At 62.7% G+C, this 25,006-nt stretch carries 22 protein-coding genes and 2 riboswitches; of the genes, 1 reads left to right on the top strand and 21 read right to left on the bottom strand.

Features of this window, described 5'->3' with window-relative positions; genetic code table 11:
- Positions 1 to 89: 89 nt before the first annotated feature.
- The 5 genes from VE009_RS11965 to VE009_RS11945 all read right to left on the bottom strand — a co-directional run bounded on the left by VE009_RS11965 (position 90) and on the right by VE009_RS11945 (position 4,816).
- A complete protein-coding gene (locus VE009_RS11965) occupies positions 90 to 1,466 on the bottom strand; it encodes a multicopper oxidase domain-containing protein (protein WP_325007845.1) in 1,377 nt (458 codons plus the stop codon).
- Positions 1,456 to 2,796 carry a plastocyanin/azurin family copper-binding protein gene (locus VE009_RS11960; protein ID WP_325007843.1) on the bottom strand — a complete coding sequence of 447 codons (1,341 nt, stop codon included), beginning with the start codon at positions 2,794 to 2,796 and terminating at the stop codon, positions 1,456 to 1,458. Before VE009_RS11960 ends, VE009_RS11965 begins: the two co-directional genes overlap by 11 nt.
- A 224-nt stretch (positions 2,797 to 3,020) precedes the next feature.
- The gene (locus VE009_RS11955; RefSeq protein WP_325007841.1) at positions 3,021 to 3,728 is read right to left on the bottom strand and encodes a PIG-L family deacetylase; all 708 of its coding nucleotides are present in this window, start codon (positions 3,726 to 3,728) and stop codon (positions 3,021 to 3,023) included.
- Positions 3,729 to 3,744: 16 nt separating this feature from the next.
- Positions 3,745 to 4,053 carry a DUF1806 family protein gene (locus VE009_RS11950; RefSeq protein ID WP_325007839.1) on the bottom strand — a complete coding sequence of 103 codons (309 nt, stop codon included), beginning with the start codon at positions 4,051 to 4,053 and terminating at the stop codon, positions 3,745 to 3,747.
- Between the two features lie 40 nt (positions 4,054 to 4,093).
- On the bottom strand, positions 4,094 to 4,816 hold the full coding sequence (locus VE009_RS11945; RefSeq protein WP_325007837.1) for a hypothetical protein: 723 nt from the start codon (positions 4,814 to 4,816) through the stop codon (positions 4,094 to 4,096).
- Between the two features lie 104 nt (positions 4,817 to 4,920).
- Here VE009_RS11945 and VE009_RS11940 point away from each other — a divergent pair, with 104 nt between their 5' ends.
- Positions 4,921 to 5,265 carry a YkvA family protein gene (locus tag VE009_RS11940; protein WP_325007835.1) on the top strand — a complete coding sequence of 115 codons (345 nt, stop codon included), beginning with the start codon at positions 4,921 to 4,923 and terminating at the stop codon, positions 5,263 to 5,265.
- A gap of 35 nt (positions 5,266 to 5,300) precedes the next feature.
- On the opposite strand, the gene atzF is transcribed toward VE009_RS11940, so the two are convergent.
- The 16 genes from atzF to VE009_RS11860 form a co-directional block, all read right to left on the bottom strand.
- Positions 5,301 to 7,040 carry an allophanate hydrolase gene (gene atzF, locus VE009_RS11935; protein WP_325007833.1) on the bottom strand — a complete coding sequence of 580 codons (1,740 nt, stop codon included), beginning with the start codon at positions 7,038 to 7,040 and terminating at the stop codon, positions 5,301 to 5,303.
- Positions 7,041 to 7,058: 18 nt separating this feature from the next.
- Positions 7,059 to 10,763 (bottom strand): urea carboxylase, encoded by a 3,705-nt coding sequence (gene uca, locus VE009_RS11930; protein WP_325007831.1) that lies wholly within the window; start codon positions 10,761 to 10,763, stop codon positions 7,059 to 7,061.
- Positions 10,764 to 10,802: 39 nt separating this feature from the next.
- A complete protein-coding gene (locus VE009_RS11925) occupies positions 10,803 to 11,456 on the bottom strand; it encodes an urea amidolyase associated protein UAAP2 (RefSeq protein ID WP_325007829.1) in 654 nt (217 codons plus the stop codon).
- Entirely contained in the window at positions 11,453 to 12,184 is a 732-nt protein-coding gene (locus VE009_RS11920) for an urea amidolyase associated protein UAAP1 (protein ID WP_325007827.1), read from the bottom strand. Before VE009_RS11920 ends, VE009_RS11925 begins: the two co-directional genes overlap by 4 nt.
- A gap of 47 nt (positions 12,185 to 12,231) precedes the next feature.
- A riboswitch (guanidine-I (ykkC/yxkD leader) is annotated at positions 12,232 to 12,339 on the bottom strand.
- 28 nt (positions 12,340 to 12,367) lie between these two features.
- Positions 12,368 to 12,577 (bottom strand): hypothetical protein, encoded by a 210-nt coding sequence (locus VE009_RS11915; RefSeq protein WP_325007825.1) that lies wholly within the window; start codon positions 12,575 to 12,577, stop codon positions 12,368 to 12,370.
- 13 nt (positions 12,578 to 12,590) lie between these two features.
- A complete protein-coding gene (locus VE009_RS11910; protein WP_325007823.1) occupies positions 12,591 to 13,370 on the bottom strand; it encodes an ABC transporter ATP-binding protein in 780 nt (259 codons plus the stop codon).
- Between the two features lie 13 nt (positions 13,371 to 13,383).
- A complete protein-coding gene (locus VE009_RS11905; protein WP_325007821.1) occupies positions 13,384 to 14,205 on the bottom strand; it encodes an ABC transporter permease in 822 nt (273 codons plus the stop codon).
- A gap of 4 nt (positions 14,206 to 14,209) precedes the next feature.
- Positions 14,210 to 15,220 carry an ABC transporter substrate-binding protein gene (locus tag VE009_RS11900; RefSeq protein WP_325007820.1) on the bottom strand — a complete coding sequence of 337 codons (1,011 nt, stop codon included), beginning with the start codon at positions 15,218 to 15,220 and terminating at the stop codon, positions 14,210 to 14,212.
- Positions 15,221 to 15,315: 95 nt separating this feature from the next.
- Positions 15,316 to 15,424: riboswitch (guanidine-I (ykkC/yxkD leader) on the bottom strand.
- 209 nt (positions 15,425 to 15,633) lie between these two features.
- On the bottom strand, positions 15,634 to 16,086 hold the full coding sequence (locus VE009_RS11895) for a hypothetical protein (RefSeq protein ID WP_325007818.1): 453 nt from the start codon (positions 16,084 to 16,086) through the stop codon (positions 15,634 to 15,636).
- 54 nt (positions 16,087 to 16,140) lie between these two features.
- Positions 16,141 to 17,277: a restriction endonuclease subunit S gene (locus tag VE009_RS11890; protein WP_325007816.1), complete on the bottom strand. Its 1,137-nt coding sequence runs from the start codon at positions 17,275 to 17,277 to the stop codon at positions 16,141 to 16,143.
- Positions 17,270 to 18,739, bottom strand: a complete 1,470-nt coding sequence (locus tag VE009_RS11885) for a class I SAM-dependent DNA methyltransferase (protein WP_325008025.1) — start codon at positions 18,737 to 18,739, stop codon at positions 17,270 to 17,272. Before VE009_RS11885 ends, VE009_RS11890 begins: the two co-directional genes overlap by 8 nt.
- Positions 18,740 to 18,882: 143 nt before the next feature.
- Complete coding sequence (locus tag VE009_RS11880) at positions 18,883 to 19,608, bottom strand: hypothetical protein (protein WP_325007814.1); 726 nt, start codon at positions 19,606 to 19,608, stop codon at positions 18,883 to 18,885.
- A gap of 90 nt (positions 19,609 to 19,698) precedes the next feature.
- Entirely contained in the window at positions 19,699 to 20,148 is a 450-nt protein-coding gene (locus tag VE009_RS11875) for a hypothetical protein (RefSeq protein ID WP_325007812.1), read from the bottom strand.
- Positions 20,145 to 21,053 carry a M48 family metallopeptidase gene (locus VE009_RS11870; protein WP_325007810.1) on the bottom strand — a complete coding sequence of 303 codons (909 nt, stop codon included), beginning with the start codon at positions 21,051 to 21,053 and terminating at the stop codon, positions 20,145 to 20,147. The genes VE009_RS11875 and VE009_RS11870 overlap by 4 nt, the downstream gene beginning before the upstream one ends.
- A complete protein-coding gene (locus VE009_RS11865; protein WP_325007808.1) occupies positions 21,037 to 22,068 on the bottom strand; it encodes a hypothetical protein in 1,032 nt (343 codons plus the stop codon). Before VE009_RS11865 ends, VE009_RS11870 begins: the two co-directional genes overlap by 17 nt.
- A complete protein-coding gene (locus VE009_RS11860; RefSeq protein WP_325007806.1) occupies positions 22,043 to 24,994 on the bottom strand; it encodes a dynamin family protein in 2,952 nt (983 codons plus the stop codon). Before VE009_RS11860 ends, VE009_RS11865 begins: the two co-directional genes overlap by 26 nt.
- Positions 24,995 to 25,006 lie beyond the last annotated feature (12 nt).

Raw genomic sequence — 25,006 nt, 5'->3', positions numbered from 1 at the left:
GCAAGGGCATCGGACGGCACGGCAAGCCGCGCGCAAGCCGCGAAGCGCCTCTCCCGATTCGGGCGAGGCGCTTCGCTTTGCCGCTTCCGTCACTTCACGATGACCTTCGCTTCCATGGCTGGATGAATGCTGCAGTAATAGACGTATTCGCCGCTTTCCTTGAACGTATGGGACCACGACGCTCCCGCCAATACGTCGCCGCTGTCGAAGCGGCCGTCCAAATCGGTGATCGTATGCGGCTCTTTGTCCTTATTGATCCACGTCACTTTGGTGCCTTTGGCAATCGTCAATTGTTTGACGGAATACACGTTATTTTGAATATATACGGTGGTACCCGATCCCGCCGCTCCATGTCCGGCTGTTCCGTGTCCGGCATCTCCGTTTCCGGTATGATGATCGTTATGCGCGGGCGTAGGCGAAGCCGCAGCCTCCTCCTCCCTTTCAGGAGCGACCTCCATCATCGTGTGCATCCCGCCCGGATACACCCCGTTGTTGAGATTGTCGATGATATTATGGCTGTGGATCGGAAAATGTCCGGCCTGGGTCACCGTCATCAGCAAATCGTAACGCTCGCCCGGTCCGATCAAAATCGTATCCTTCTCGTATGGCTTCGGCAGCGGGCGGCCGTCCGAGGCGATGACCTGGAAATGGTGACCGTGCGTATGGATGCTGTGGGCCTGATAGCCCGCATTGATCAGCCGAATGAGCACCTTCTCCCCGACCTTCGCCCGAAGCATGGTGTTCGGGTCCCGCTCCGTGTCCGGGTACGCCTTGCCGTTAATCGTGAAATACACCGGACGGAAATCGGTTTTATCGTAGGCCCGGCCTTCCTCAACGGCTTTATGCCATACCGGATCCAACTCGTTCAGTTGGAGCGTATACTCCCGGTCGTACGCCGGACCGCCGGTCCACGCTTCCTTCGCGCCGCCCTTGGCCTTGACGATGAACGCTCCGTGCATGCCCATCTGCAGATGCTCCGCCGTATCGACATGGCAGTGGTACCAATAGGTGCCCGCGTGGGTTGCGGTAAACCGGTAGGTGAAGCTTTGGCCCGGTTGAATCGCATGAGACGTATGCGGAACGCCGTCGTTCTCCTGATCGGTGTCGAGTCCGTGGAAATGTACGGTATGCGCCACGCGTTTGATTCCTTTGACGGACGGGCCGATGTTCTCGACGGTCACCTCGACCCGGTCTCCTTCGTTCACCGTTAGCGTGGGAGCGGGGTACGCCGCGCTCCCTTGTTTATTGCTGAGGCTGTATCCCCAAATATAAATCTTCTCGCCGTCGGGCATGGTCGTGTAGCCGTCCGTTGCGTATAGCTTAAATTTCTTGACCGCCTGCTCGGCGGCCGGCTTGGCGGCCGGCGCCGCGGCGAGGAGTCCGCCGGCGGACTTCCCGGAGCCGCCGAGCGCAGCCGACGCCAGAACCAGCAGGAGGATCGCCCAATATACTGCTTTACTTCGCATGATTGTGGCCTGCATTCGCTTGCTTGACGCCTACATTCGCATAGAAGGTCTGGCTGCCCCCATCCCAAGCGTACGAGCCGCCGAGCAGGCGCACGATATCCTCCGGCGAGGCGTAGCTGACGCCGTCGATCGATACGACGGTTCCTTCGTCCGCCCCCAACGCTTTCCCGTTGACGACTACATTTATCCGCTTCCCCTTCTTAAGTCCTGCAGGGAGCTCGTGCTTCCCGCCGACATTCGCGACCACCGCGGACAGCGCGTCATTCCACTGCACGTCGCCGCCGAGCGCTTTCATGAACGGCACGATGGCGGTGATCAGCTCGCCTTGATGGAAGCGAGGGAGCTTGCCGTCGAACGCGAGCGGTTCGCCGTTCACAACGACCTTAGGGGCGCCCTTCGGAACCACGACGATTTTGCCGGTCATGCCTAATCCCGCGAAGATCGGATCTTGATACTCGTAGACGCCTGCTTTGGTGAACGTCAGCTTGTAGGACGAATGGAAGAGCAGGCCGGAGCTGACGAACCCCGTACCGTCGAAGGTCGGACCGCCCGCCGGGGCCATCGCCGCCATATTCATCTGCCCGTCGACCAGCGCGGCAAAATCGTCCGGCTTGTTGAAGACGACCATATGCCCCTCGTGCGTGTCGTTGATCCATTCCACGCTGTCGCCTTCGTTAATGACGATCGTATCCGGCGCATACCGATTGAACAAGATTCCGTCCGCCGCGACGCCGGCGCGCACGGTGTAGGTAAGCGAGCCGTCGTCGTTCCGAACGTATTGGACTTCGTCATGCATCGCGCGGAGCGCCTGCGCATGCTGCTTATAGTTGTGGATGGCTTGGTTGACGGCCGCCTTCTGCTCCGCCTTGCTCGGAATCGGCTGGCCTCGGGGAACGACGACGACAACGCCCTTCATGTCCGGATGCAGCACGCAGTAGAACGAATACGCGCCCGCCGACGTGAATTTCACCGTGTAGGACTGACCCGGGAACAGCATGCCGGAATTGAGCAGCCGCGTTCCGTCCCAAGCGACGCCGCTGGCGTCGGTAGGCGCGGCCGATGCGGGGTTTTCCGGGCTGAGCGGCGCCTCGCCCGCCAGGAACGTGACCGTGTGCGGGGCCAGGGCGTCTTTGTTCGCGAACGTCACGGAATCCCCCTCATGCACATACACAATGTTCGGCACCATGGTCGACAAATGCAGGTCTCCGTCTGCCATTTGCCCTACGGCTACTTCGTAGACGGCGCCTTTCTGCGCCTCCTCGGCCCCTGCCGAGCCGAATGCAGCGAACGCGACGATTAACGACAGTACGACTGAACTCGCCTTTTTCATTCTTCAATATCCTCCTCGTTTATGGAAACATCACTCTTCGGATTATAAAGACGTTGCGAGCGGCCGAATATTATCCTCAGGGTGAATTCGGGAGTATACTAAAGTAGAATCTACGGCCGCCGGGACCGTGCAAAGGCGGCCCGCAAACGACGAATCCCCTCCAAGGAAACCGAGGCGCGCTCATGCGCAGCGGTCGGTTTCCTTGGAGGGGATTGTATTTTCGCTCATGCGCCGAACCACTCCGGCAGCTCGCGCCCCGGCAGCGAGCGGTCGACGACGAAATATTCGTACGCCTTGAACCGGCGGACGGCGTCCTTCCCGGCCTCCCACAGCCAAGAATCCATCTCGGTTTGGGACCGATGCGCGCGGAACGCGTTCAGCTTCTCCCGCAGGCTGTCCCGGACGTCGACGCGGACGACGTCCGCCGCGGCGAGCGACGCCGCCCACTCGGCATGCCGCAGCGGGTCGCCGAACGAGATGTACAACAGCGCCGGCCCGTCCGCGCCGAACGTCTCGACGGCGGAGCGCGCCGCTTCGCCGATCGCGCAGTGGTCGGGATGCCCGCCCCACGCCGGGTGGAACGTCAGGACGACGTCGGGCCTGCGCTCCTGGATAATAGCGGCGAGCCGCGCGACGAGCGCCGGCCGGTCTTCGTATTCGACCGTTTTGTCGCGGATGCCGAGGAAGATCGGCGCTTCGATGCCGAGCCGGCGGCACGCTTCGCGCAGCTCTTCCTCCCGAATCCGCGGCATCGATTCGCGGGTGATGCGCGGCGGATAGCCCATGCGCCGCCCCATCTCCCCGCGGGTCGCGGAGACGACCGCGACCGACGCGTCCCGCTTCGCGTAATGCGCCAGCGTGCCGCCGCAAATGAACGTTTCGTCGTCGGGATGGGCGAACAGTCCGAGAATGCTTTTTGTTCCTGCAGTCATGTTTTCCTCCGCCCCCTTATGCCTCGAAACGTTCCGTACTCAGCTGCAGCCCGCACGTGAGCCGCCCCAGCTCGTCATGCCCGGCGAGGAGCAGCCGCCCCGGCTCTTCCGCCATGTGCGTCAGGCCTTCCGCGCGAATCCACCCGTCGCCCTTAAGGCGCAGCGCCACCCGATAAGGGCCGGAGCCGCGCACGTAAGCTTGTTCGATCGCCGCAGTCACGTTGCGCACGAACGCCCCCGGCGTCACCTCTACATGAATGTAAGGAGTACGCCCTTCATACGCTTGAAGGACCGTCTCCAATCGTTCGATCTCGATCGGCTGCATCGTGCGCCTCCCCTTTCTATCGCTTGCCCTTTCGTTCGCCCTACAGCAACGGCAGCTGTCTTGCCTCCAAAATTTCGTTCGCCGTCATAACTCCCGTCTTCTCTTGCACGCAGAGGCTAAGCAGGCGATCCCGCTCCGTATTGCCGCAAAGAATGTACCCCGCCCGCGACATCAACTCGTTCGCCTCCAGCAAATCGAGCTCCAGCGCGAGGCACAGCTTGATCGTCAAATCCCGGCTGATCGTCGCGTTCGGCCGCAGTTTGTTGTTCAGCAGCTTGTTCAGATAGCTGTACTCGATGTTGGAGCGCTCCGACAGCTCTTTCACGGTCGATACCTTGGCGAACGCGATGCGGTTCAGCTCTTGCGCGAAGCTGGCGTGCGTCGCCTCTTCGCGCAGCATCTCTTGGATTTTGTAAACCATCGCATGCTTATCGATCGCGGCGACCGCGCCGACGGCGGCGCCCGCTCCGTTCAAGCCCGGCGGCGTTCCCCCGCGTTTACCGGCCAAGAGCGCCTGCGATAACGTCTTCACCAGTTGGATCGCGAAGGTGAACGGTTGGAAGGCGATTTTCGATAAAGCGTTCTTTATCGCCAGCGACGACCGAATATCGAGTTCCAGATACGGGAGTACGCTCTCGAAGCGATGCCGGTGCTCCTTATATACTTGCAGCTCCCGAACGTCGGGCATCAACATAGTTTTCTGCGTGCTTAAAAATTGCTCCGTCATCAGGATTTTGTCGACGATGCTTTCCCCGTTGCGCATGCTCATCCTCCAACTTTATGGTCTGCCAGACCATCCCTGCTTCAAAGTATCCTCCTATACTAAAAATATAGCAAGCACACAAACGAACCTTTAGGAGGAACCCCATGATGAGCAACGACGAGAAGCAAGTGAAGAAAAACTTTTGGAAAAAGGCGAAGCAGACCGCCGGCAAAGTCCCCTTCGTACTGGACGCCGTCGCCCTCTACTTCTGCGCGCTGGACCCGAAGACGCCGACCGGCGCGAAAATCGCGATCTTCGGCGCGCTCGCGTACTTCATCTCTCCGCTGGACGCCGTGCCGGACCTTCTGCCGGGCGGGTTTCTGGACGACGCCGCAGCGATCGCGACCGTCATCATGACAGCCAAAGCTTACATTACGGAGGACCATCGCCGGCAGGCGCTGGCGTGGCTGCGCGACGCGGACGCGGACGAAGAGCTGCAGACGGCATAAAACAGGCGCGCGCCGGGTTCGGCGCGCGCCTTCATTTATGATATAACGTTCCGCCAGCTGCCCGCTTCCGTAATATCCTCCGCGCCGCGGACCGCGTACGCTTCGCACACGAAGCCGGGCACCTCGCGCCCGTCCGCGAGCTCCACCTTGCCGATGCCGAGCGGCGCCGGGATGGCGGCGGCGAAGCCGCCGAAGGTCTTGAGCGGCATCCGCCACAGCTCGAGCCGGATCGACGCGCCCCCTTCCTCGCACCGAATCAATCCGGGCTTGGCGGGCGTCGTCGGCAGCTTTACGAACCGGTACGCCGGAGCCGTGTCGGCCTCCTCGACGAACGCCGCGCCGCACGCGCGCATTTGCGCTTCCAGTGGAAAGCCGCGCATATGGAGGCCGCAGACGGCGACGAGCGTCGAAGGCTCCTCGGCCGCGGACCGCCCGACCCACAGCTCCGCTGCGCCGCAGACGAGGTGCTCTTGATCCGACAAGCCGAACAGCGTAATGCCGAACGGCATGCCTTCGTCCGCGAGCCCCGCCGGCAAGGCGACCGCGCTCAGGTCGAGCAAATTGCAATGATTCGTGTATTTCCCCAAATTGCTGTTCGTCGCGATCGGATCGTGCCGCACCTGCTCGCGCGTGTACGTGCCGCCGACCGTCGGCATCGCCAGCACCGCGTTCCGCAGCAGCTTGCGAGCTTCCGCCTTATACCGCTGCAGCTTGTGCATCGCTTGGAACGCGGCGCTGGCGGTGTGCCGCTCCGCGGCGCCCGACCGGAGCACCCGCTCGGTCACCGGGAACGCCGTCCCCGGATGGCCGTCGACGAATTCGCCGAGCGACGCCCATCGTTCGGCGACCCAAGGGCCGTCGTACAAGATCGACGCTGCGTCCTCGAACAGCTTCGTATCGATGGTTTCGACCGGCAGGCCGAGCGACGTCAGCCGCCGGACCGCCTCGCCCCAAGCTGCGGCGTACTCCTGCGCGAGCGGGCCGAAGAACGCGGGCGGCTCCGCGGGCAAAAGGATGCGCGAAGGCGGCAGCGAGTCCGAACGCGCGATGTCGCGCGACCACGGGTCGCCGCCATGCGCCCCTCGCGCCGCCGCGTCGACGGCCAGCGCGTCCGCGAGGCTGTGCGCGAACACGGTGATGCAGTCGAGGCTCGCGCACGCCGGGACGAGGCCCTTCGTCGGCCATGCGCCGACGCTCGGCTTGTAGCCGACGAGCCCGTTGAGCGCCGCGGGCACCCGGCCGGAGCCGGCGGTATCGGTGCCGAGCGAGAACGCCGCGTGCCCTCTCGCCACCGCGACCGCCGAGCCCGAGCTCGACCCGCCGCTCAGCCATTCGGGCCGCAGCGCGTTCCGCGTCTCGCCGTACGGGCTGCGCGTCCCGACGAGGCCGGTCGCGAATTGGTCGAGATTCGTCTTCCCGACCGGAATCGCCCCGGCGTCGACGAGCCGCCGCACGACCTCGGCATGCGCCTCAGGCACGTACGCGAACTCCGGGCACGCGGCCGTCGTCGGCATGCCCGCGACGTCGATATTGTCCTTCACCGCGAACGGGACGCCCCAGAGCGGCGCGGCGGAGCGATCCATCCGCTCGAGCCGCTCGAGATACGGGCGAAGCGCGTCCGCCGAAGGCGGCGTGATCCAGATCGGGTTGTCCGCGTCCGCCTGCGCGCGCCGGACGACCTCGCGGATCGTGTCTTCGGGCGCGATCGCGCCCTTCTCGTACATGTCCTGCAGCCACTCGATGGTCAACTGCTCCGGAAACCGAACCTCCCCCATATCGCCTCGCTCCTTTCTCTATTGCGCCAAACCGATCAACAGCTGCCCCGCTTGGACGCCGTCGCCCGGCGTCACATGCACCGATTCGATGCGTCCGTCGCCGGGCGAACCGATGGAGAACTCCATCTTCATGCTCTCGACGACGACGAGGACGTCGCCTTTGCTTACCTGCTGCCCAGGCTCCACGTTCACCTTCCAGACGCTGCCCGGCAGCGAGCTCCGCACCGGAACCGCGCCCTCCGGCAGCTCGTCGTCCGCGAGCGGCTTGCCTGCGTCCTGTTCGCTGACGTATTCGTCCAATCCGAGCGCCTTCCAGTTCTCGCGCTCCTGCTGGAACGCGGCCCGCTGGCGCTCCTTGAAGTCGCCCGCCGTATCCTCGATCGACTGCAGGAAGTCCAAATATTCACCGAGATCGAACGTCGTCTCTTCGATCTCGACGTCGAACCGGCCGCGCAGGAAATCTTCGCGAAGCTTCTCCAGCTCCTCCGCGGACACCGGGTAAAAGCGGATTTGATCGAAGAAGTTGAGCAGCCACGGCTTGCCGGCCGGGAAACTCGCCGTCGACCGCAGCTTGTTCCACATCTGCACCGTCCGGCCGACGAATTGATATCCGCCCGGCCCTTCCATGCCGTAGACGCACATGTATGCGCCGCCGATGCCGACGGCGTTCTCCGGCGTCCACGTGCGCGCCGGGTTATATTTCGTCGTCACCAGCCGATGACGCGGATCGACCGGCGTCGCCACCGGCGCGCCCAAGTAGACGTCGCCCAGCCCGAGCACGAGGTAGCTCGCGTCGAACACGATCCGCTTTACGTCGTCGAGGCTATCTAACCCGTTGATGCGCCGGATAAATTCCAGGTTGCTCGGGCACCACGGCGCGTCCGGCCGCACGTTCTGCTGGTACCGCTGAATGGCCAGCTGCGTCGACGGATCGTCCCACGACAGCGGCAGCCGAACGATGCGCGACGGCACCTTCAGCGACGCGAGCGGCGGCAGCGTACCTTCGAGTTCGAGCACCCGCTCGCACGCCTCGCGCGACGTCATGCGCGCCGGGTCGAAATGGATTTGCAGCGACCGGATGCCCGGCGTCAAATCGATCGCCGGGAAATCGGCGCAGCCGCGCACCGCTTCCATGAGCGCGTGCACTTGGAACCGGAGCTTCAAATCGAGCTCCATCTCGCCGTACTCGACCAGCAAATATTGGTCGCCGCTGCAGCGGACCGTCAGCGGGACCTGCCGTCCCGGCCCCGCCTCGAGGCGCGCCAATACAGGATAAGACGGCGCAAGCTCAAGCTCCTCGCTCGTCGCCGCGGACAGCGTCGACAGGCCGTACGCCGGCAGCGCCTCCGCTTCGCCTTCGCCGATCGCGGACAAGAATCGCTCCTGCGCCTGCCGCAGCGACTCCGCCTCCTCCAGCGTGACGAGGCGGAACGACACTTTATCGCCCGGATGCAGCTGACCGAGCTTCCAGAACTCAGCGGACGCGACGGTCACCGGGCAAACGAATCCGCCGAGGCTCGGGCCGTCCGGTCCGAGCAGGATCGGCATGTCGCCGGTGAGATCCAAGGCGCCGATCGCGTACGCGTTGTCGTGAATGTTCGACGGATGCAGCCCCGCTTCGCCGCCGTCCTCCCGCGCCCAGCGCGGCGCCGGCCCGACGAGCCGCACGCCGGTGCGGGAGCTGTTGAAGTGGACCTCCCACACCGTCGACGTCAGCTGAGCCAAGTAGCTCGAGTGCAGGAACTCCTCGGAGCAGTGCGGCCCCGGAATGGCGCCGATCGTCCAGCTCCGGGCGATGCCCGGGCGGGACGCCGCGGGGAGCGGCCGATCGAAGGCTCCGGCGGAATACGCCGACGAGTCCGCCGACGCCGCCGCAGCCGCCGCTTCTGCCATAGCCGCAGCCGCGTCTCCCGCCGGCTCCGCCACGCCGAGCACGTCGCCCGTGCGAAGCGCCCGCCCGCCGTGCCCGCCGAAGCCGCCCAGCGTGAACGTGGACGCGCTGCCGAGCACGAGCGGCATGTCAAGGCCGCCTTGCACGAGCAAGTACGCGCGCATCCCTTCCGCGGCTTCGCCGAACTGCAGCGTCTGTCCGCGCCTTGCCGCCATCGGGCGGTACGGCTCGACCGGCTTGCCGTCGAGCGTCGCCTGCATGTCGGCGCCCGCGACGCAGAACAGCAGGTCGTCGCGGAACCGATAGGCGCCGCCGCGCAGCGTCATTTCGAGCCCCGGCGCCCCGTCGGGATTGCCGAGCAGCCGGTTGCCGATGCGGAACGACAGCGGATCCATCGGCCCGCACGGCGGCACGCCGACGTCCCAATAGCCGATGCGGCCCGGCCAATCCTGCACCGTCGTCTGCACGCCGCCGTCCAGCACTTCGAGCGCACGCTCCGCCGGCTGGAAGTCGTTCAGCATGCGGGTGAACACCTCGCCCGAACGGCAGCCTTCCGACGTAAGCAGCGCCTGAATATATTGCAAATTCGTCGTCAACCCATAAAAACGCGTCTCCCGCAGCGCCTCGCCGAGAAGCTCCAGCGCCTCTTCGCGTGTGTCGCCGCGCACGATGATTTTCGCCAGCATCGGGTCGTACAGCGTCGTCACCGTCATGCCGTCCCGCACCCACGTCTCCACCCGCGCCGACGCCGGCAGCTTCGCTTGATCGAGCTGCCCCGCGCTCGGACGGAACCCCTGCAGGCAGTCTTCCGCGTAAATGCGCGCCTGAATGCTGTGGCCCTTCGGCTCCGGCACGAGGGAGGCGAGCCCGGTCAATTCGTCGGCCGCCTCGCGCACCATCCATTCCACCAGATCGACGCCGAGCACCTCTTCCGTCACGCCGTGCTCGACCTGGAGGCGCGTATTGACCTCAAGGAAGTAAAACTCGCACGTCTGCGGGTCGTACAAAAACTCCACCGTGCCCGCGCTCCGATACCCGACCTCGCGCGCCAGCCGGACGGCGGACGCGAGAAGCTCCGAACGAACTTCGGCCGGCAAATGCGGCGCCGGGCTTTCCTCGATCACCTTCTGGTTGCGGCGCTGAATCGAGCAGTCCCGCTCCCCGAGCGCGACGACTTCCCCGAACCGGTTGCCGAAAATCTGCACCTCGACGTGGCGCGCCCGCTCAATGTATTTCTCGAGAAACACCCCGCCGTTCTTGAAATTCGCCTCGGCCAGGTGGCACACGGCGTCGAATGCGCTGCGAAGCGCTTCTTCGTTCTCGCACACGCGCATGCCGATGCCGCCGCCGCCGGCCGTGCTTTTCAGAATGATCGGGTACCCGATCCGGCCGGCTTCCCGCACCGCTTCGTCCAAGCGCTCGATGAGCGCGGTGCCCGGCAGCAGCGGGACGCCGGAGCGAATCGCGAGCTCCCGCGCCGAATGCTTCAGTCCGAACTGCTCCATCTGCTCCGGCGTCGGTCCGATGAAGGCGATGCCGAGCTCGCGGCACCGTTTCGCGAACGCCGCGTTCTCGCTGAGGAAGCCGTACCCCGGATGGATCGCTTCGGCCCCCGTCCGAATCGCCGTCTCGAGGATCAGCTCCGCGTTCAAATAACTGTCCTTCGCCGGTCCTTCGCCGATGTACACCGCCTCGTCGGCTTGGTCGACGTGCAGGCTGTCTTGATCCGCTTTCGTATATACGGCCACCGAACGAATCCCCATGCGGCGGAGCGTTCGTTCGATCCGCACGGCGATCGCGCCGCGGTTGGCGATGAGCACCTTCGTAAACATGCGCGTTCCCCCTCTGCTGCCAGCGCGAAATTTATCGATTTATCGATCCCAAATCAGCAAACGAATCGGCGTCGGGTTGTAGGCGTTGCACGGATTGTTCAGCTGCGGACAGTTGCTGATCAGCACCGTCGTCGCCGTCTCCGCCCGCAGCTCGACGTACGCGCCCGGCGAAGAAATGCCGTCGGCGAACGTCAAATCGCCCTCCGGCGTCACCGGCACGTTCATGAAGAAATTAACGTTCGGGGCGAGATCCCGCTTCGAGAACGGCTCGCCGCGCTCCGCCAGCTGCAGTATGAACGTGTCGCGGCAGCTGTGCATCGGCAAGGTGTCGTGCGAATACCGCACCGTGTTGCTCTGCGCGGAGCACGCACCGCCCACCGTATCGTGGCGGCCGCACGTGTCCGCGACGATCGTCAGCAGCGTCTTCCCGGATTCGGCGAGCAGCTTCGACCCGGCGGCCAAATACAAGTTGCCCTGCGCCAAAATCGTTTGGGCTGCGCTGTAATGGTCTTCGGGATTGTTCGTATCGTAAAAGAGCGTATCGGCCGCTTGGTTGCCTTCGAGGTCGACGATGCGCAGCACCTGGCCCGGCAGCAAATCCTTCATCCAGCCTTCGCCCGCCGGAATCGTCACATCGTACACGGCATCTTCCGCGGCGCGGTCGCTCTCGACTCGTCTGATCTCCGTCGTCATCGCGCATTCCCCCTCAAAGCGAGATACTCCCATGTATTTTCGAACGCGCGGCGGTTCTCCCCGCGGTGATTGACGCAGCGGTCCGTCGCCGGATCGACCGGCTCCGCCGGCAGCACTTCGATCGTGACCGGCACGGAAGGGTACGTCTCGCTCGGATCGAGCGGATGCGGCGTATTCGAGACGACGAACAGCGTATCCAGCTCGGTACGCAGCGTGACGGTCGCTCCCGCCGGGCAATGCCCGGGCACGAACCGAAGCGCGCCGCCTTCCTCGCATACGACCTTGGAGAACAAGTTCACGACCGGTACAAGATCCCTCAGCCCGAGTCCGTTGCGCGTAAGCTCCGCCGCGAAATTGTCCCGTGCGTTCTTCAGCCAGCCGTTGCGCAGTTCCTGGTACGTCGTCTTGCCGTATTTGCGCTCCGTCAAATCCTTCGTCGTGATGCCGCCGAGCGGGTCGTGCCAGCCGAGGCTGTCCTCCACGATGCTCGCCAGCGCGCGTCCGTTGTCGCTCATGAGCACGTTCCCCGCCGTCAAATGCGCGGTATACTGCGCCTTCAGCGTATCCGGCATGTTGTACCGCTCCGTCAAATCGTCCGCATGATACAGCAGCGCCGCCACATTCGCCCCGGCTTCCGCCGTCGTAAACCGGACGAGCTTGTTTTTACCGACCGTCCCGGACCATTTGCCCCCGGGCGGAATCGTTTTGCTCCAGATGATGTCGTTCATGCGCGTCGTCCTCCTTCGAGATGAATAAGAAAAAGCCGGGGAACAAGATCTCCCAGGCTTTTATCCTTCCGTGTTAATACGAATCCGCGGACCCGTATCCCCGTCTCTCGGACCAGCCCCGGCGCGGCGCCGGCGGAACCCTAGACAGGTATTCGATATGGAATTGTGCGGAAAAATCCCGGACTATACGGCAAGCGCCCGTTTGGCGAGCAAATACACGAGGGCGTGCGCCGCCAGCAGCGCTTCGACGCCTGCCATCCACAGCGCCAACGCGACTCGCCGTCCGGCGCGCCCGAGGTACCGCTGCCTGCCGACTACCCCCTCGGCCGCCGCGTGCGCCTGCCGCCGAAACCGGCTCCGTCCTTCGCGGTAAAGCTCATCCATCGGTTGCATCCCGCTCGCCTCCTTAATGCTTCAGCAGCGCCTGCAGCTCTTTCTTCAGCGCCAGAAACTCGGGCAGCTGCCGCGTCGCTTCCGATCTCACCCCCGGGAACTCGACCCGATGCTCGCTGATGATGCGCCCCGGGTTCGCTCCCATGACGCAGATGCGCTGCGACAAAAACACCGCTTCTTCGATATCGTGGGTGATGAACACGACGGTCGTTTTCTCCTTCTCCCACACCTCGAGGAGCAGCTCTTGCATCTCCAGCTTCGTCTGCGCGTCGAGCGCGCCGAACGGTTCGTCCATGAGGAGCACTTTCGGCTTGTTGGCCAGCGCCCGCGCGATGGCCACACGCTGCTTCATGCCGCCGGACAGCTGTTTCGGGAACGCGGTCGCGAACTTTTCGAGCTTGATCATTTTCAAATAGTAATCCGAGATCTGCCGGCGCTCCAGCAGCGGGGTGCCGTTCAGTTTAGGGCCGTACTCGATGTTTTGCCGGACGTTCAGCCACGGGAACAGCGTGTACCCTTGGAACACCATGCCGCGGTCCGCGCCCGGGCCGACGATGGACTCGCCCTCGAGCCGCAGCTCCCCTTCCGTCGCGTCTTCGAGCCCCGCCAAGATGCGCAGCAGCGTCGATTTGCCGCAGCCCGAAGGGCCGAGCAGCGTCAGAAATTCGTTCTTTCCGATCGTGAGATCGATGCCCTTCAGCGCTTCGTACGCCGCTTTGCGGGCGCGGTACGTTTTGCCGAGACCGGCGATTTCGATTTGCTTCGGTCCCGCCGCTTGCAGTGCAGCCGTCATGCGTTCCGCCTCCTTACGCCCAAGGGAATAATCGTTTTTGCAAGTATGCGAAAATTCGGTCGCTGATCAGGCCCAGCAGGCCGATCACGATGATGCCGACGAAAATTTCTTCGGTATTAAGGAACCGCTGCGCCTTCATGATCGCGTAACCGAGGCCGCTGTTGACCGCCACCAGCTCGGCGACGACGAGGTACGTCCACGCCCAGCCGAGAATGAGGCGAAGGGTCGTCACGAGCTCGGGACGAATCGCCGGCAGCAGCACCGTCTCGATCGCCTGCCAGCGGCTCGCGCCCAGCGTGAACGACGCCTGCAGCAGATCGAGCGACACGCGCCTCGTCACGTCCGCGACCATCAGCACGAGCTGGAAGAAGCAGCCGATGAAGATGAGCAAAATTTTCGCCCATTCGCCGATGCCGACCCACACCATAAGCAGCGGGATGAAGGCGACCGCCGGCATGTAGCGGATGAATTCCATCGGCGGTTCGATGACCGCCGAGCCGACCCGGAACGTCCCCGCCAGAATGCCGATCGGGATGCCGATCAGGCAGGCGAGCAGGAAGCCCGCGCTGACGCGGAATACGCTGATGCCGATATGCGCCCAATATTCCGCCGTGCCGAGCTGATGCAGCATCTCTAACAGCACGAGGTGCGGCTGCGGCAAAAACACGGGGTTGACCAGCTGCAAGTAGCTGATCAGCGACCAGATCGCCACGATAACTGCGAAGGAGGAGATGGCGAGGCCCGTGAACAGGGAAGGACGAATCTCTTTAAAAATCCGCATTTTCTTCGGCCCCCTTGCCTTGGCGACGCTCGTCACGCCGTTTGCGATTTGCATCTTCTCACCTCTCCGCTAAGTCTTGCACGAACTTCGGCTCCAGCACCTTCGTCAAATCCGGAATGTCCTGCAGCATATCGAGATTTTTTAAAAATTCGGCCGTCGTTTGCCCGGTGTAATGCAGCGATTCGTACGTGTCGCCGTGCTCGAACGCCTTCAGGTTATCCTCCAGCGTAAACAGCTTGATGCTTTCCATGCCGAGCTTGAAGTCCTCGACCGTCGTTTCGGCCTTCGCCGCCATGATTTCAAGCCCTTCCTGTTCGTTGTCCGCGTACCAAGCGACCGCGTCGAACCAGGCGTCGACCACCTTCTGCACGTCGTCCGGCCGGCTCTCGACGACGTCTTCCTTGAATACGAGCAAATCCGGAATCAGGCCGGGCGTATCTTTCGAAGAGAACAAAATTTTGCCGTTGCCCTCTTTCACCGCGATCGTCTGGAACGGCTCCCATAATACCGACGCGTCCGTCTTGCCGCTGATGAATGCAGGCCCCGCGTCGTTGACCGTCATGTTCACATAGTTGACGTCGCCCTCCGACATGCCGTGCTCCGCCAGCGCGGTCAGCAGCAGCAGATGGTCGACGGTGCCGAGCTCGGTCGCGATCGTCTTCCCTTTCAACTCCTCGATGCTCCCGATCTCTTGCTTCGCGACGATCGCGTCGCCGCCGAACGAGTTGTCGTTGACGAGCACCGCCTTCAGGCCGATCCCTTTGGACGCGGGGGCCAGCGTGTCGCTGAGCGTCTGGCTGTTGGCGTCCACCTTGCCCGTCGCCAGCGCTTGGAGCGAATCGCTGTATACCGGAAACCATTCCAGCTGCACCTCGACGCCGTGTTTATCGAAGAACCCCTTCTCTTCGACGACGTACCAGAAAAACCAACCCGGCCAAGGGCTGAGCGCGATTTTGAGCGGTTCGTCAGACGATGCCGCCTGCTTGCCGGAGCATCCGCCCAAGATCAGCGCGATGGCCGTTATGAAGGCAAAGACGATCCGCAGCGTGCTTGTTTTGGTCCTCTCCATGTCCCCACGTCCTTTTTTTTCATCGATTTTTATAAGAGATAAGACACGGCGGTGCATTCTTATCTCTGAAATGAAAAAAGCCGCGGGAGTGTGTGACCTCCCGGGCTTTTATCCCTCCGTGTTATATGAACGTTCACCGCGTTCATACGCCGTCTCTCGGACCAGCTCGGGCGTTTGCCCAACGGAACCCTAGACAACTTCATTTTATGTTATTATTTCTTACATCCAACCTCGTTTGCTGCTGTTGACTGAATTATATGTTACATTCCCGAGGCGAGTCAATACGTTTTTTATCGGTTTTCATGACTTTTGTTTGAATACATAACACGGCGAGTTACGTTGTAGCCTAACTATCCATTTATTTGAGGTTCGCACCGCGCGAAAAGACCCGAGCGGGCTGCTCGGGTCTGGTCTTATGTCCCTCGCTTTTTCTCAAGGAACGCCTGGAATTTCTTTTTATCCAATACGTAGGCATACCGCTGCTCGGAGCTTTCGTCGACAAACACCGTGCCGACTCCCGTGACCTCCAGCCTTCTTTCCGCCCCGTCGCGCCCCTCAATTACGATCGTATAGTTCCAGTCGGCAGCGGCTTCGCCCGCGGCCGGACGGGCGCGATGCAGAATATCCCCCAGCTCGTTCAAGTCCTCGGCGCCGCTCGCGACGGCGACGACCTTCTCTGCTCCTGGCGTATAGACCGTCACTCGGACGACTTCGCCGCGGCGAAAGTCGAACGGCTCCGCCTCCTCGAACAACTTCCCGATCGGATGCGCGCCCGATGTTCCCGAAGGCTCGCCGCCGCCGGACGCCGGTCCGCATCCGCCGAAGACAAGCGCCGCCGACAACAGAATCGCCCACCGTTTCCCCACGATACCATCCCCCCTCACCACACATTGACGCGCGTTGGGGAAAGAAGGTTGCCGCTATGCGCCCCGCCCGAAATACCGGTTTGCGAGGCTGTCGTACAGCCGCTGCGTCGCGTCAAGCGCCTGGCGGACCGCCTCCCGCTGCGCATCGATGTCCGCGGCGATGTCCGCGAACCGGCGCTGCAGCTCGAGCGGCGGGACGACGATCCGGCAGCCGACGATGCCGTCCTGTCCGATCGTCGTCATCGTCGATCGTTTCGCCTTCGCCGCTATCTGCCTCCTGAACCCGTCGGTCATCGTCTGCGCCTGCATAAATACCGGATGCACTCGGCGCAAGTCCAGCCTCGTCCGGATGATATGGCATTCGAACATCGTGTTCGGCCTCACGTCCCGCGGCACATAGGCGCATTTCCCGACGCCGGCTTCGGTGAGCGACGACCTGCAGAACAGCAAATCCCCGTAAGCCGCTTGAAACTTGGCGATTTGCGCGGGATCGGCCTTGACCCGCCGCAGCTTGCCGAGTTCGCAGGCGCGGCGGTCGAGGAAGTCGTTGATCCACACGATTTCGGCGTTGCCGTCCTCGGCGTAGGCGTCGGTTTTGGCGAAGAAGCCGTTCTGCGCCTTCGCCGCGAGCACGTCGCCGAACCGAGCGGCGTCCCATCCTTTCTCATTGACGGCGGGATCGCCGAACAGGTCGTGAAACGCCGACCGCGCGAGCAGCTCCAGCTCGTTCAGCTGCCGCCGGCGCAGCTCCGCCAGCTCGGCCGCCTCGCGCATAACCTCTGCGATGCGGCGCTGCTCGTCGGTCGGCGGCAGCGGAACGGCCGCTTCCGTCAAATGGCCGAGCTTGATATATTTGACGACCCCGCCGACCGATCGGCTGCGCAGCGCTTCCACGTAATGGTTCAAGAAATGGTACAGGTAAGGCACGTGCAGAACTTCTTTATCGATCGATTCGATAATGTAAGTTCGCTGGTAGGCATCGAACTTGCCGTCGTAATATTTCACGTGCAGCTCCCCGTTGCCCCCGACGAGGACGCACTCGCAGTCGTAGCTATAGGTATCGATTTTCAAGGTTTCCCTCGAGCAGGTGAAGAACGGATACCGCCCCTCCGCCGAGCTTGCGCCTGCGTCGAGCTTCCCGGTTCGGATGATCGCTGCGTCGCCGAGACGCGCCGTTACCCGGCTACTCACGGAGGAGCCCCCTCAGCCTCTCGGTCTTCGCGGCGATGTCGGCGTTCATGCGTTCCAGACGGTCGAGAATGACCTCGGGCGGTTCGAAGTCTGCCTTCCCCTGAACGACCTCTTTGTACCGCCGTATCGACAAATCGTAATCGTTCGCGGCGATCTCGGCCTTCTCGACGAAGAAGCTTTGCTCCGTCCGCCGCCGAAGCGCTTCGGCTTCGAGCTTGCGGAAGCGCGCTTCGATGTCGGGGAGATCGCCGGCGTCGATTGGCGTCCGTTTGTCGTCCAGCGAGTACCCGTCCGATTTCATATCGTAAAACCAAACGCGGTCCGTGCCGCCTTCGCCCGTTTTCGTAAACAGCAGAATCGCCGTGCTCACGCCCGCGTACGGCTTGAACACGCCGCTCGGCATCGCGATGACCGCCTGCAGGCGGTGGTTGTCGACGAGCTCCCGCCGGAGCGCTCTGTGCGCCTTCGACGCGCCGAACAAGACGCCCTCCGGCACGATGCAGGCGCAGCGCCCGCCCTTCCGGAGCATGCGGAGGGAGAGCGCCACGAACAGCAGCTCCGTTTTCTTCGTGTCGCACACGGACTTCAGGGCGTCGTGGATGGCGTCGCCGTCGACCGTCCCCGTGAACGGCGGATTCGCCAGGACGATATCGAACGCGTCGGAGAGATCGTTCCGCTTCGATACGCTGTCCGCGTAATCGATGTTCGGCCGCGTGATCGCGTGCAGCATCAAGTTCATCGCCGACAGGCGCAGCATCGTCCGGTCCGTGTCGAATCCGGTGAACATCTCCCCCGCGGCATGCGCCCGCTGCTCGGCCGTCATGCTCGGCCCGCAGTTCGCCCGGACGTATTCGGCCGCGGAAACGAGGAAGCCCGCCGTCCCGCAGGCCGGGTCGCAGATGGTTTCGCCCGGCGTCGGCGCGATCAAGCGCACCATCAAATCACGAATATGCTTCGGCGTGCGGAATTGGCCGTTCCGCCCGGCCGTCGCCAGCTTCCCGAGCATATACTCGTACACGTCGCCCTGCATGTCCAGCTCCCGAACGTCATGCTCGTACAGCTCGTCCAAGCCGGCGACGATTTTGTGCAGCACATGCGGGGTCGGGATCAAGAAGACGGCATCCTGCATGTACCGGGCGAACGCCGTCGCGTTGTCTCCGTTCAGCGTTTTGATGAACGGGAACACCTTCGTCCCGACGATGTCGAACATCCGCTGCGGGTCCATCGTCTTGAAGCGGCTCCACCGCATGGACTGGCCTTCCTCCGTGGGCGGAAACCGCCTCGGCTCCGGCCGGCCGCCGGCCGCTTCGGCGCGTTCGGCCTCCCGCTCCTTCTCGTCCAGCGATCGGATAAACATCAAATACGTCAGCTGCTCGATCGCCGTCAACGGGTTGGCGATGCCGCCCGCCCACAGATCCGTCCAGAGGCGGTCGACTTTGTTGCGAATTTCTCCCGTCAGCATGACTTCCCCCAACTTTCCGCAAGCCTCTCGCTCGTGTTATGTATGCTCAATACATTCAACGCCGCTCCGGAAAAACCTTTTTCGGCTTGTCCCTAAGGGCTCTCGACCAACGAAAAAAGGGCCTTGCGGCCCCTCTTCGTCCTTTACGCCGACGCCGTCGCGTCGACATGAAGTTTGCCTGTCCGAAGCCCGCGGACGAGCGCCGCGCCGAACGTCAGATGCGCGCCGAGCGTCACCGCCCAGTACGCCGGAATCAAGACGAACGGGAACGGATAGCCGACGACATGCGACGCGAATACGCCGAGCATGACGAACGCCGACAGCGCGTACAGCGCGGCCGTCGTCTTCGGCATCATCCCCGCCTCCCGCGCCATGGAAATCAGCAGAGCCATGCCGAGCACCCACAGCAGATTGGAAAAGTCGATCCGCGACTCGACGATTTGGAAGACGGTCAGCTGAATTTGCCGCAGTGTCTCCCGCTGCTCCTCCGTCGCGGCGGCGCCGTACCGCCGGGCCATGTCCATCGCCGCCGTCCACTGCACGTTCCCCGCCGACATCGGGATCAAGAAGCCGAGGCCGGTCGCGCCGAGGAACGTGCCTCTCATCGGATACCGCCCCTTGAACGCCCCCGCCGCGGCGATAAAAAACACCGCTACGGTCCCCCACAGCAGCGTGATCGCAAGGCCGAGCAGCCGCAGTCCAAGCGGCTCCTGCGACGCCGCGACCATGTACGCCTGCTCGACGGGAACGCCGCCGGCTCTGCTCAGCAGCATGCCGATCGAGACGAACAGCAGCAGGACGGGAACGGGCATGACGAACATCCACCGGGACAAAAAGCGCATCCACCGCATTTCTACATTTTCTTTCATCGTTATCTCTCCTTTCCATCACAGCTTACTGGAAAGGAGAGGCGCACGATATTACCCGGTAGTAGAAGACCGCAGTATACTTTAGGAGGCTTACAAGAAATACTCGGGGTACAAGTCGCGCACGGACGGGTCGAGCTCCATGCTTTCAATTTCTTGCAATTCAGCCTCGCCGGCAAGACCGAGCGCGTCCAACAGCGCAAGGTAGTGAAGCCGGCGTTCGCCCGTCAACGGCTGGAGCAAATCGGCGGCCTCGTATTCCAGCTTCGCGGACGTCAGCTCGCAGTTTCGATGATGCAATCTGGCCAGCCGATAATGATGCTCGGCGCGCATCGGCTCGACGCGGGTCGCCTCCGTCCACTCTTCCTGGCTACGAGGCATCCCTTCATAGACGCTCGGCCGCTCCGGGACGGAATAATCGTCGAAATGATCGACCAGCACGCCCACTGCGCGTGTGCCGACCTCCGTCGCCGCCTCTACGCCTTTGTTCAAAATCGGAGCCATAAAGGAAACCATTTTTTTGACCGAAAACGATTCGCTCATGACCGCCGTTCCTCCTCGGAAATTCGGATTTGGAAGAGCGCGCGTTTCGCCCGCGCGGAGCTTCCGAAACGAATGAGCTCCAACAATCTGTGCGGCGCATACGGCAGCGGCTCGTCCAACTTCGTGTATTTCATTACCGTCGTGTCGAGCTCCGCGATGTCGTCGGACTGGGCAACGAACGAGGTCAAATCCACTTCGTCGACAAGCGCGGGGTTGTTCAGCACCAGCTTTTTCACCGCCGCTACCGACGCCGCTATCGAGCCTGAGCACAGCAGGCCGCAGGCGTCCTCGGAGTATGTGGCGATCCGCTTCCAGCGGTTCGCGTAGGCCTTTAAATACTCCTGATAAATATCAAGCGTATACAGCTTGTTCATAATATTGACGAAAGGGATTCGCTCCGCGAACTGGGACGTCTTGACCGCCGCTTGGTAGATCGCGTCATACTCAAAATGGCGCCCTTGGATATGCCCGAGCTCCCTGCCGAGAATGAACGCCAATTCGTCGTTCGTAAACTCTTCGACGAGCGCCGAGCTCAATTCGATCCATTGGAAGTCGACGCCTTCGGTATGAGAACGGTAATACAATTCCTCATAAATAAACACTCGAGGCGTCGGAACGCCCAGCAGACGCGACAGCTGTTCCGTCATCCGATATACTCTAGCGAACTGCTTTGGTCCTGCTTCCGCCGTCTTGCCGAGCAGATCCGGAAAATTCGCTCCTTGCTCCATCTGTCGGTAGTAGGTTAATAACGATTGACGATGCGGAACGAGCTCCATATACTCTTGCAGCGCCCGATTCGCTTCGGAATGAGCGTACGTTTCCGGACGGAGCCGGAATTGGCCCTTTATCAACCTTTCCCCGGGTTCCAACCAATCCTTCAATTCGGCCTCAAGAGCCTTTCGCATGCGCTTCCTCGGCCTCCTTCTCGATGCTGTCAATCGCCTGCCGAAGCTCCTCCAAGGCGGCAAGCCGCTCCGGCCGATTCTCCCGGTTTGCGTACTCGCGCAAAGCCGCCCTCTCCCTCCGGACGGCGGCGTCCGCCCATGCGGCGACGACGCTCCGCAGCTTTGCCGCAGGCGAATCGCCGCCGGACGCCGGACGGGCCAAGCGCGCCGCGCCCTCCATCTCGCCGTCTTCCAGGCGAAATCTCTCTTGCGCCGCCGCGCGGACGGTTGCGGCAAGCCGCTCCCAATCCCCTTGCTGTTCACCTATGAACGCGACGATTTTCTCGGCGTCCTGCAGCGCTCGGCGAATCGCCGAGCGGGCTTGCTCTTTCCGTTCGGCCTTGTGTCGCCCCGCATGCCGCAGCTCATCGATCTCCGCTTGCAGCGCTTGCCGAAGCTGTCGAATTCGCCGCCGGAGGCGGAAGCGTTCCGTATCGGCCTGAACTTCCGCCCGCCGGCTTGCCAGAACGCGAACGGTTTCCGCGACCGCCTCCAACCCTTCCCCGGTTTTAGAGGAGATGTAATATACTGGATCCAAGGACGGCTTTACGACGTTTATTTTCTCTTCAATATAACGGCTAACTTCCGCCTGCTCTTCCGGATCGATCCGGTCCATCTCGTCCGCAGCGAACCGGTGGCGTTCGTTCGGCACCCATTCCTTCAACGAATCGTACCCGATGCCGTCGCTCCGGCTGACCGGCTGCGTAGCCCGGATGACTTGGACGACGAAATGCGCCTCCGCTTCCAGATCGTAGCGGCCGCTCGCGTCCGGCTGCGCGAAACGCACCTCGCTGTCCCCTTCCGCGAGCGCTCCCGCCCAAGCCTCGTAGGTCTTCGGGTGCGCCCCGGCAACGCAGACGCGAAGCGCTCCGCCACCCCCCGATCCCGTCAAAGGCGCCTCGGCCTGTTCATGCGTTCCGTATAGCTCCCGAACGCACGCATTCAGCCGCTCATGCCATTCGGCATAATTGTCCATTCTCGATGATCACTCCTCGGCTGACTTGGCATGTCCACAATTTCATTCGATGCCGGGCGTCGGCGAACGCTTCTGCCATGCGTTCGCGTTCCCGCTCGAGCTCCGCCGCGGACCGAAACAACTCCTCCGCTCGCGTCTCGACAAGCTTCGTATCGCCTTTCAGCAGATGAGCCGCCTCGTCCGGCAACTTCCGCACGGCAGCGGACAACGCATCGGCGAAGCCGCTGTAGGAGGAGAACGCCGCCGCATGCAGCCGCTCCGCCGTTTTCCCCCCGGAATCCGAAATTTCGCGCCTCAACTCGGATCGCACATCCTCCAGCACCTTGTTCGTTCCGTTGAAGAAGGAAGAGATGCCATGGAACAACCCCGCAAACATGCCTCCGGAACCGAGCACCCGGACCGAATACGTCTGGCTGTCGACGAAGCGCCGCGCCGGCTCGGAAGCGGCTTGAACGATGCCGAGCCAAGGAACCGGTTCGGAGACGACCGCTCGGCGTTCGTCGAATTCGCTCTCCTCCCCCAACGCAAGCAGCCGCCGCGCCATCGCCCGGTCGACGCAATACTGCATCGCCTCGTATGAAGGCTGGATTCGCTGCATCAAGCCCGCTACATTCTCCCGCAACTGCGGCGTTACATGCTCTTCGGCCCACGCACGAACAATCTCCTGCAGCTTGCGCTCCACTTGCTCGCGCAGCGTTTTATAATCGAAGCCGATGTAGACGCGGTCTGTCTGCTGCTCCATCAAGGCGGGGAGTTGCTCGTGGACGTACCGTTCCAACCGCCCCTTCAGTGCCGCATGCTCGGCAGCGAGCGTGCGCTGCAGCTTCGTTAGCTCCCCCCGGACATCTTCGCGCTGCGTCTCTAATCGCTCTGTCAGCGCCCGATACCGTTCCGCTTGCCCGCGCATGGCGGACGTCCGTTCCGACGCGGCGCGTTCCTCCTCCGCCATCGCCTCCGCGAACCGGCTTGCGAATCGCTCGAACCGAACCGCGTACGGGCGCGGCGGGATTAGTCCGGCGAAGTCGCGCCGAAGTCGTTCCGCCATCGACGGATCCCTGCTGTTGAACACGAACAGCGGAGGCTCGCTCCCTAGCAATTCGGACAAACCGCCCCGCACATGCGCGACGATGTCATCCAGTTCCTCCGGATCCAGCATGTCGCTTTTATTGAGCACGAACGCGAATCGATCCGGTTCCATATCCGGCAACGCCAGCAAGCCTCTGAGGATGTCCGATTCCGATCCGGTCAGCGGTTTGGTCGCATCGATGACCATGACGATGCGGTCGGCCGCTTCCGCATGTTCGTTCACGAGTTTGGCTTGATTGCTAAAATCTAAAAAACCGGGCGTGTCGATCAGAGCAAGCCGGTTATCGGCCAGCCATGCGTTCGGCAACCGAAGCCGAGCCAGCCAATCCTCTCCAGGATTGCGCTCGGCGTTGAACGCAGTCAGCTCGGCCACCCGTTCCCACGGCACTTTCTGCGTTTCCCCGGCGTCCGGGCGGAACAACTCGGCGGCTTCCTGCTCGCCGGCGGAGAGAAACACGAGCATCGACGTAGTGGGGAGCGACTTCGTTTTCAGCACTTTCCCGCCAACTAGGGCATTGATCAAGCTGGACTTCCCGTTGTTAAACGTGCCGATCAGCATGATTCGATAATTCGGATCCCGCTCCCATCGAACCAGCCGCCTGAACGGCTCCCCGTTCCCTCCGCAATCTTCGATGGCTTCAGCCAACTTCTCAACCTCGTGCAGCCAAGGAAAATCCGCGGCGACGGGGTCCTCCTCCGACGGGACGCCGACGCGGAGCAGCGTTTGGTCCAACAAGGCGCGCCTAGCGTCGCCGGGATCGCCCTTCTCGAGCGCGACCTGAAGCCGGACGCCCCCTTCGAACGCCGCAGCGCGCCGTCGCAGCAAAAGACCGTATACCATCATAATCCAAGCAATGTCGGCCGAATGACGCTCGCGCAGCTCGCCGTCCCCGTCGAACAACCCGCTCAACTCGGCAAGCAGCTCCACAGCGTCCGCAAGACGCGGGACGATGGCGGACTGACGTACCGTCGGCAGCAGCGTTGCTTTAACATATGCGGCAAGTTCATCGAGAGCTTCGTACGGTACGGCGTCGTACGCCGTGTTCGCAGCTTGCGACCATCGCTCTAGGCGGCCATCGCGGAATAATGCCTCCAACAGCGTGCGGCACGGCGCGAACGACGCGATTTCGCCAACCTCCGTCAGAAGTCTAATCGCTCGGTCCGCCCAAATGTCGCCGGGCGCGCGTACATACTGCTCCGTACAATGCTCGAATGCAATCACGAAATTCCCGCCCGCCGTCCAAAACCGATACGCCTCTTCCGCAGCATCCTCGTAATCGGGCTCCGAACGCAGCACGTCGCGGAGATGGGACTCCGCCGAGGCCGCTTCGCCCAAGGCCGCATAAAGCCGGTACAAGCGCCAGTGCTTCTCCAAATATAGCAACGTGCCGGGCGAACACGTCATCGCCTTGGCATAGACGATTGCCGCCGCCGTCTCGCCGGCCGCTTCCGACTGTCGGCTCCGGTACAAATACGTCCATGGGTGGAATGCCTTCGGCAAGCCCGTCCACTCTTTCATCGCCTGCTCGCGTTCGTCCGCCGCCCAACAGGTTTCCCCCACGGCATAGTGCAGCTCGGCAAGGGAATGTTGGATGCCGTTCAACCGGTTTAATTTCTCCGAATCGTACGACCGCCCCGACTCCGCCTTCCATTCCGTCTCCAGAACGGCTAGCTCCGAGCGAAGCCAAGCCAGCATCTCGGAGGGTTCGGACGGGGGCGGCACGTTCCGCCGCACCGCGAGCCACATCGAGAAACGCCCGGCCAGCAGGGCTGCTTCCCGCGTCGCGTCCGTCCCCTCGGCCCGAACGGAACGCGCAGCCGCCCCCTCCGATGCCTTCATCGCGCGATATAG

This window comes from Paenibacillus sp. (assembly GCF_035645195.1).
GTDB lineage: Bacteria > Bacillota > Bacilli > Paenibacillales > YIM-B00363 > Paenibacillus_AE.
The sequence above is the reverse complement of the archived record's forward strand: the minus strand, read 5'-3'. Positions and strand labels throughout refer to the sequence as shown.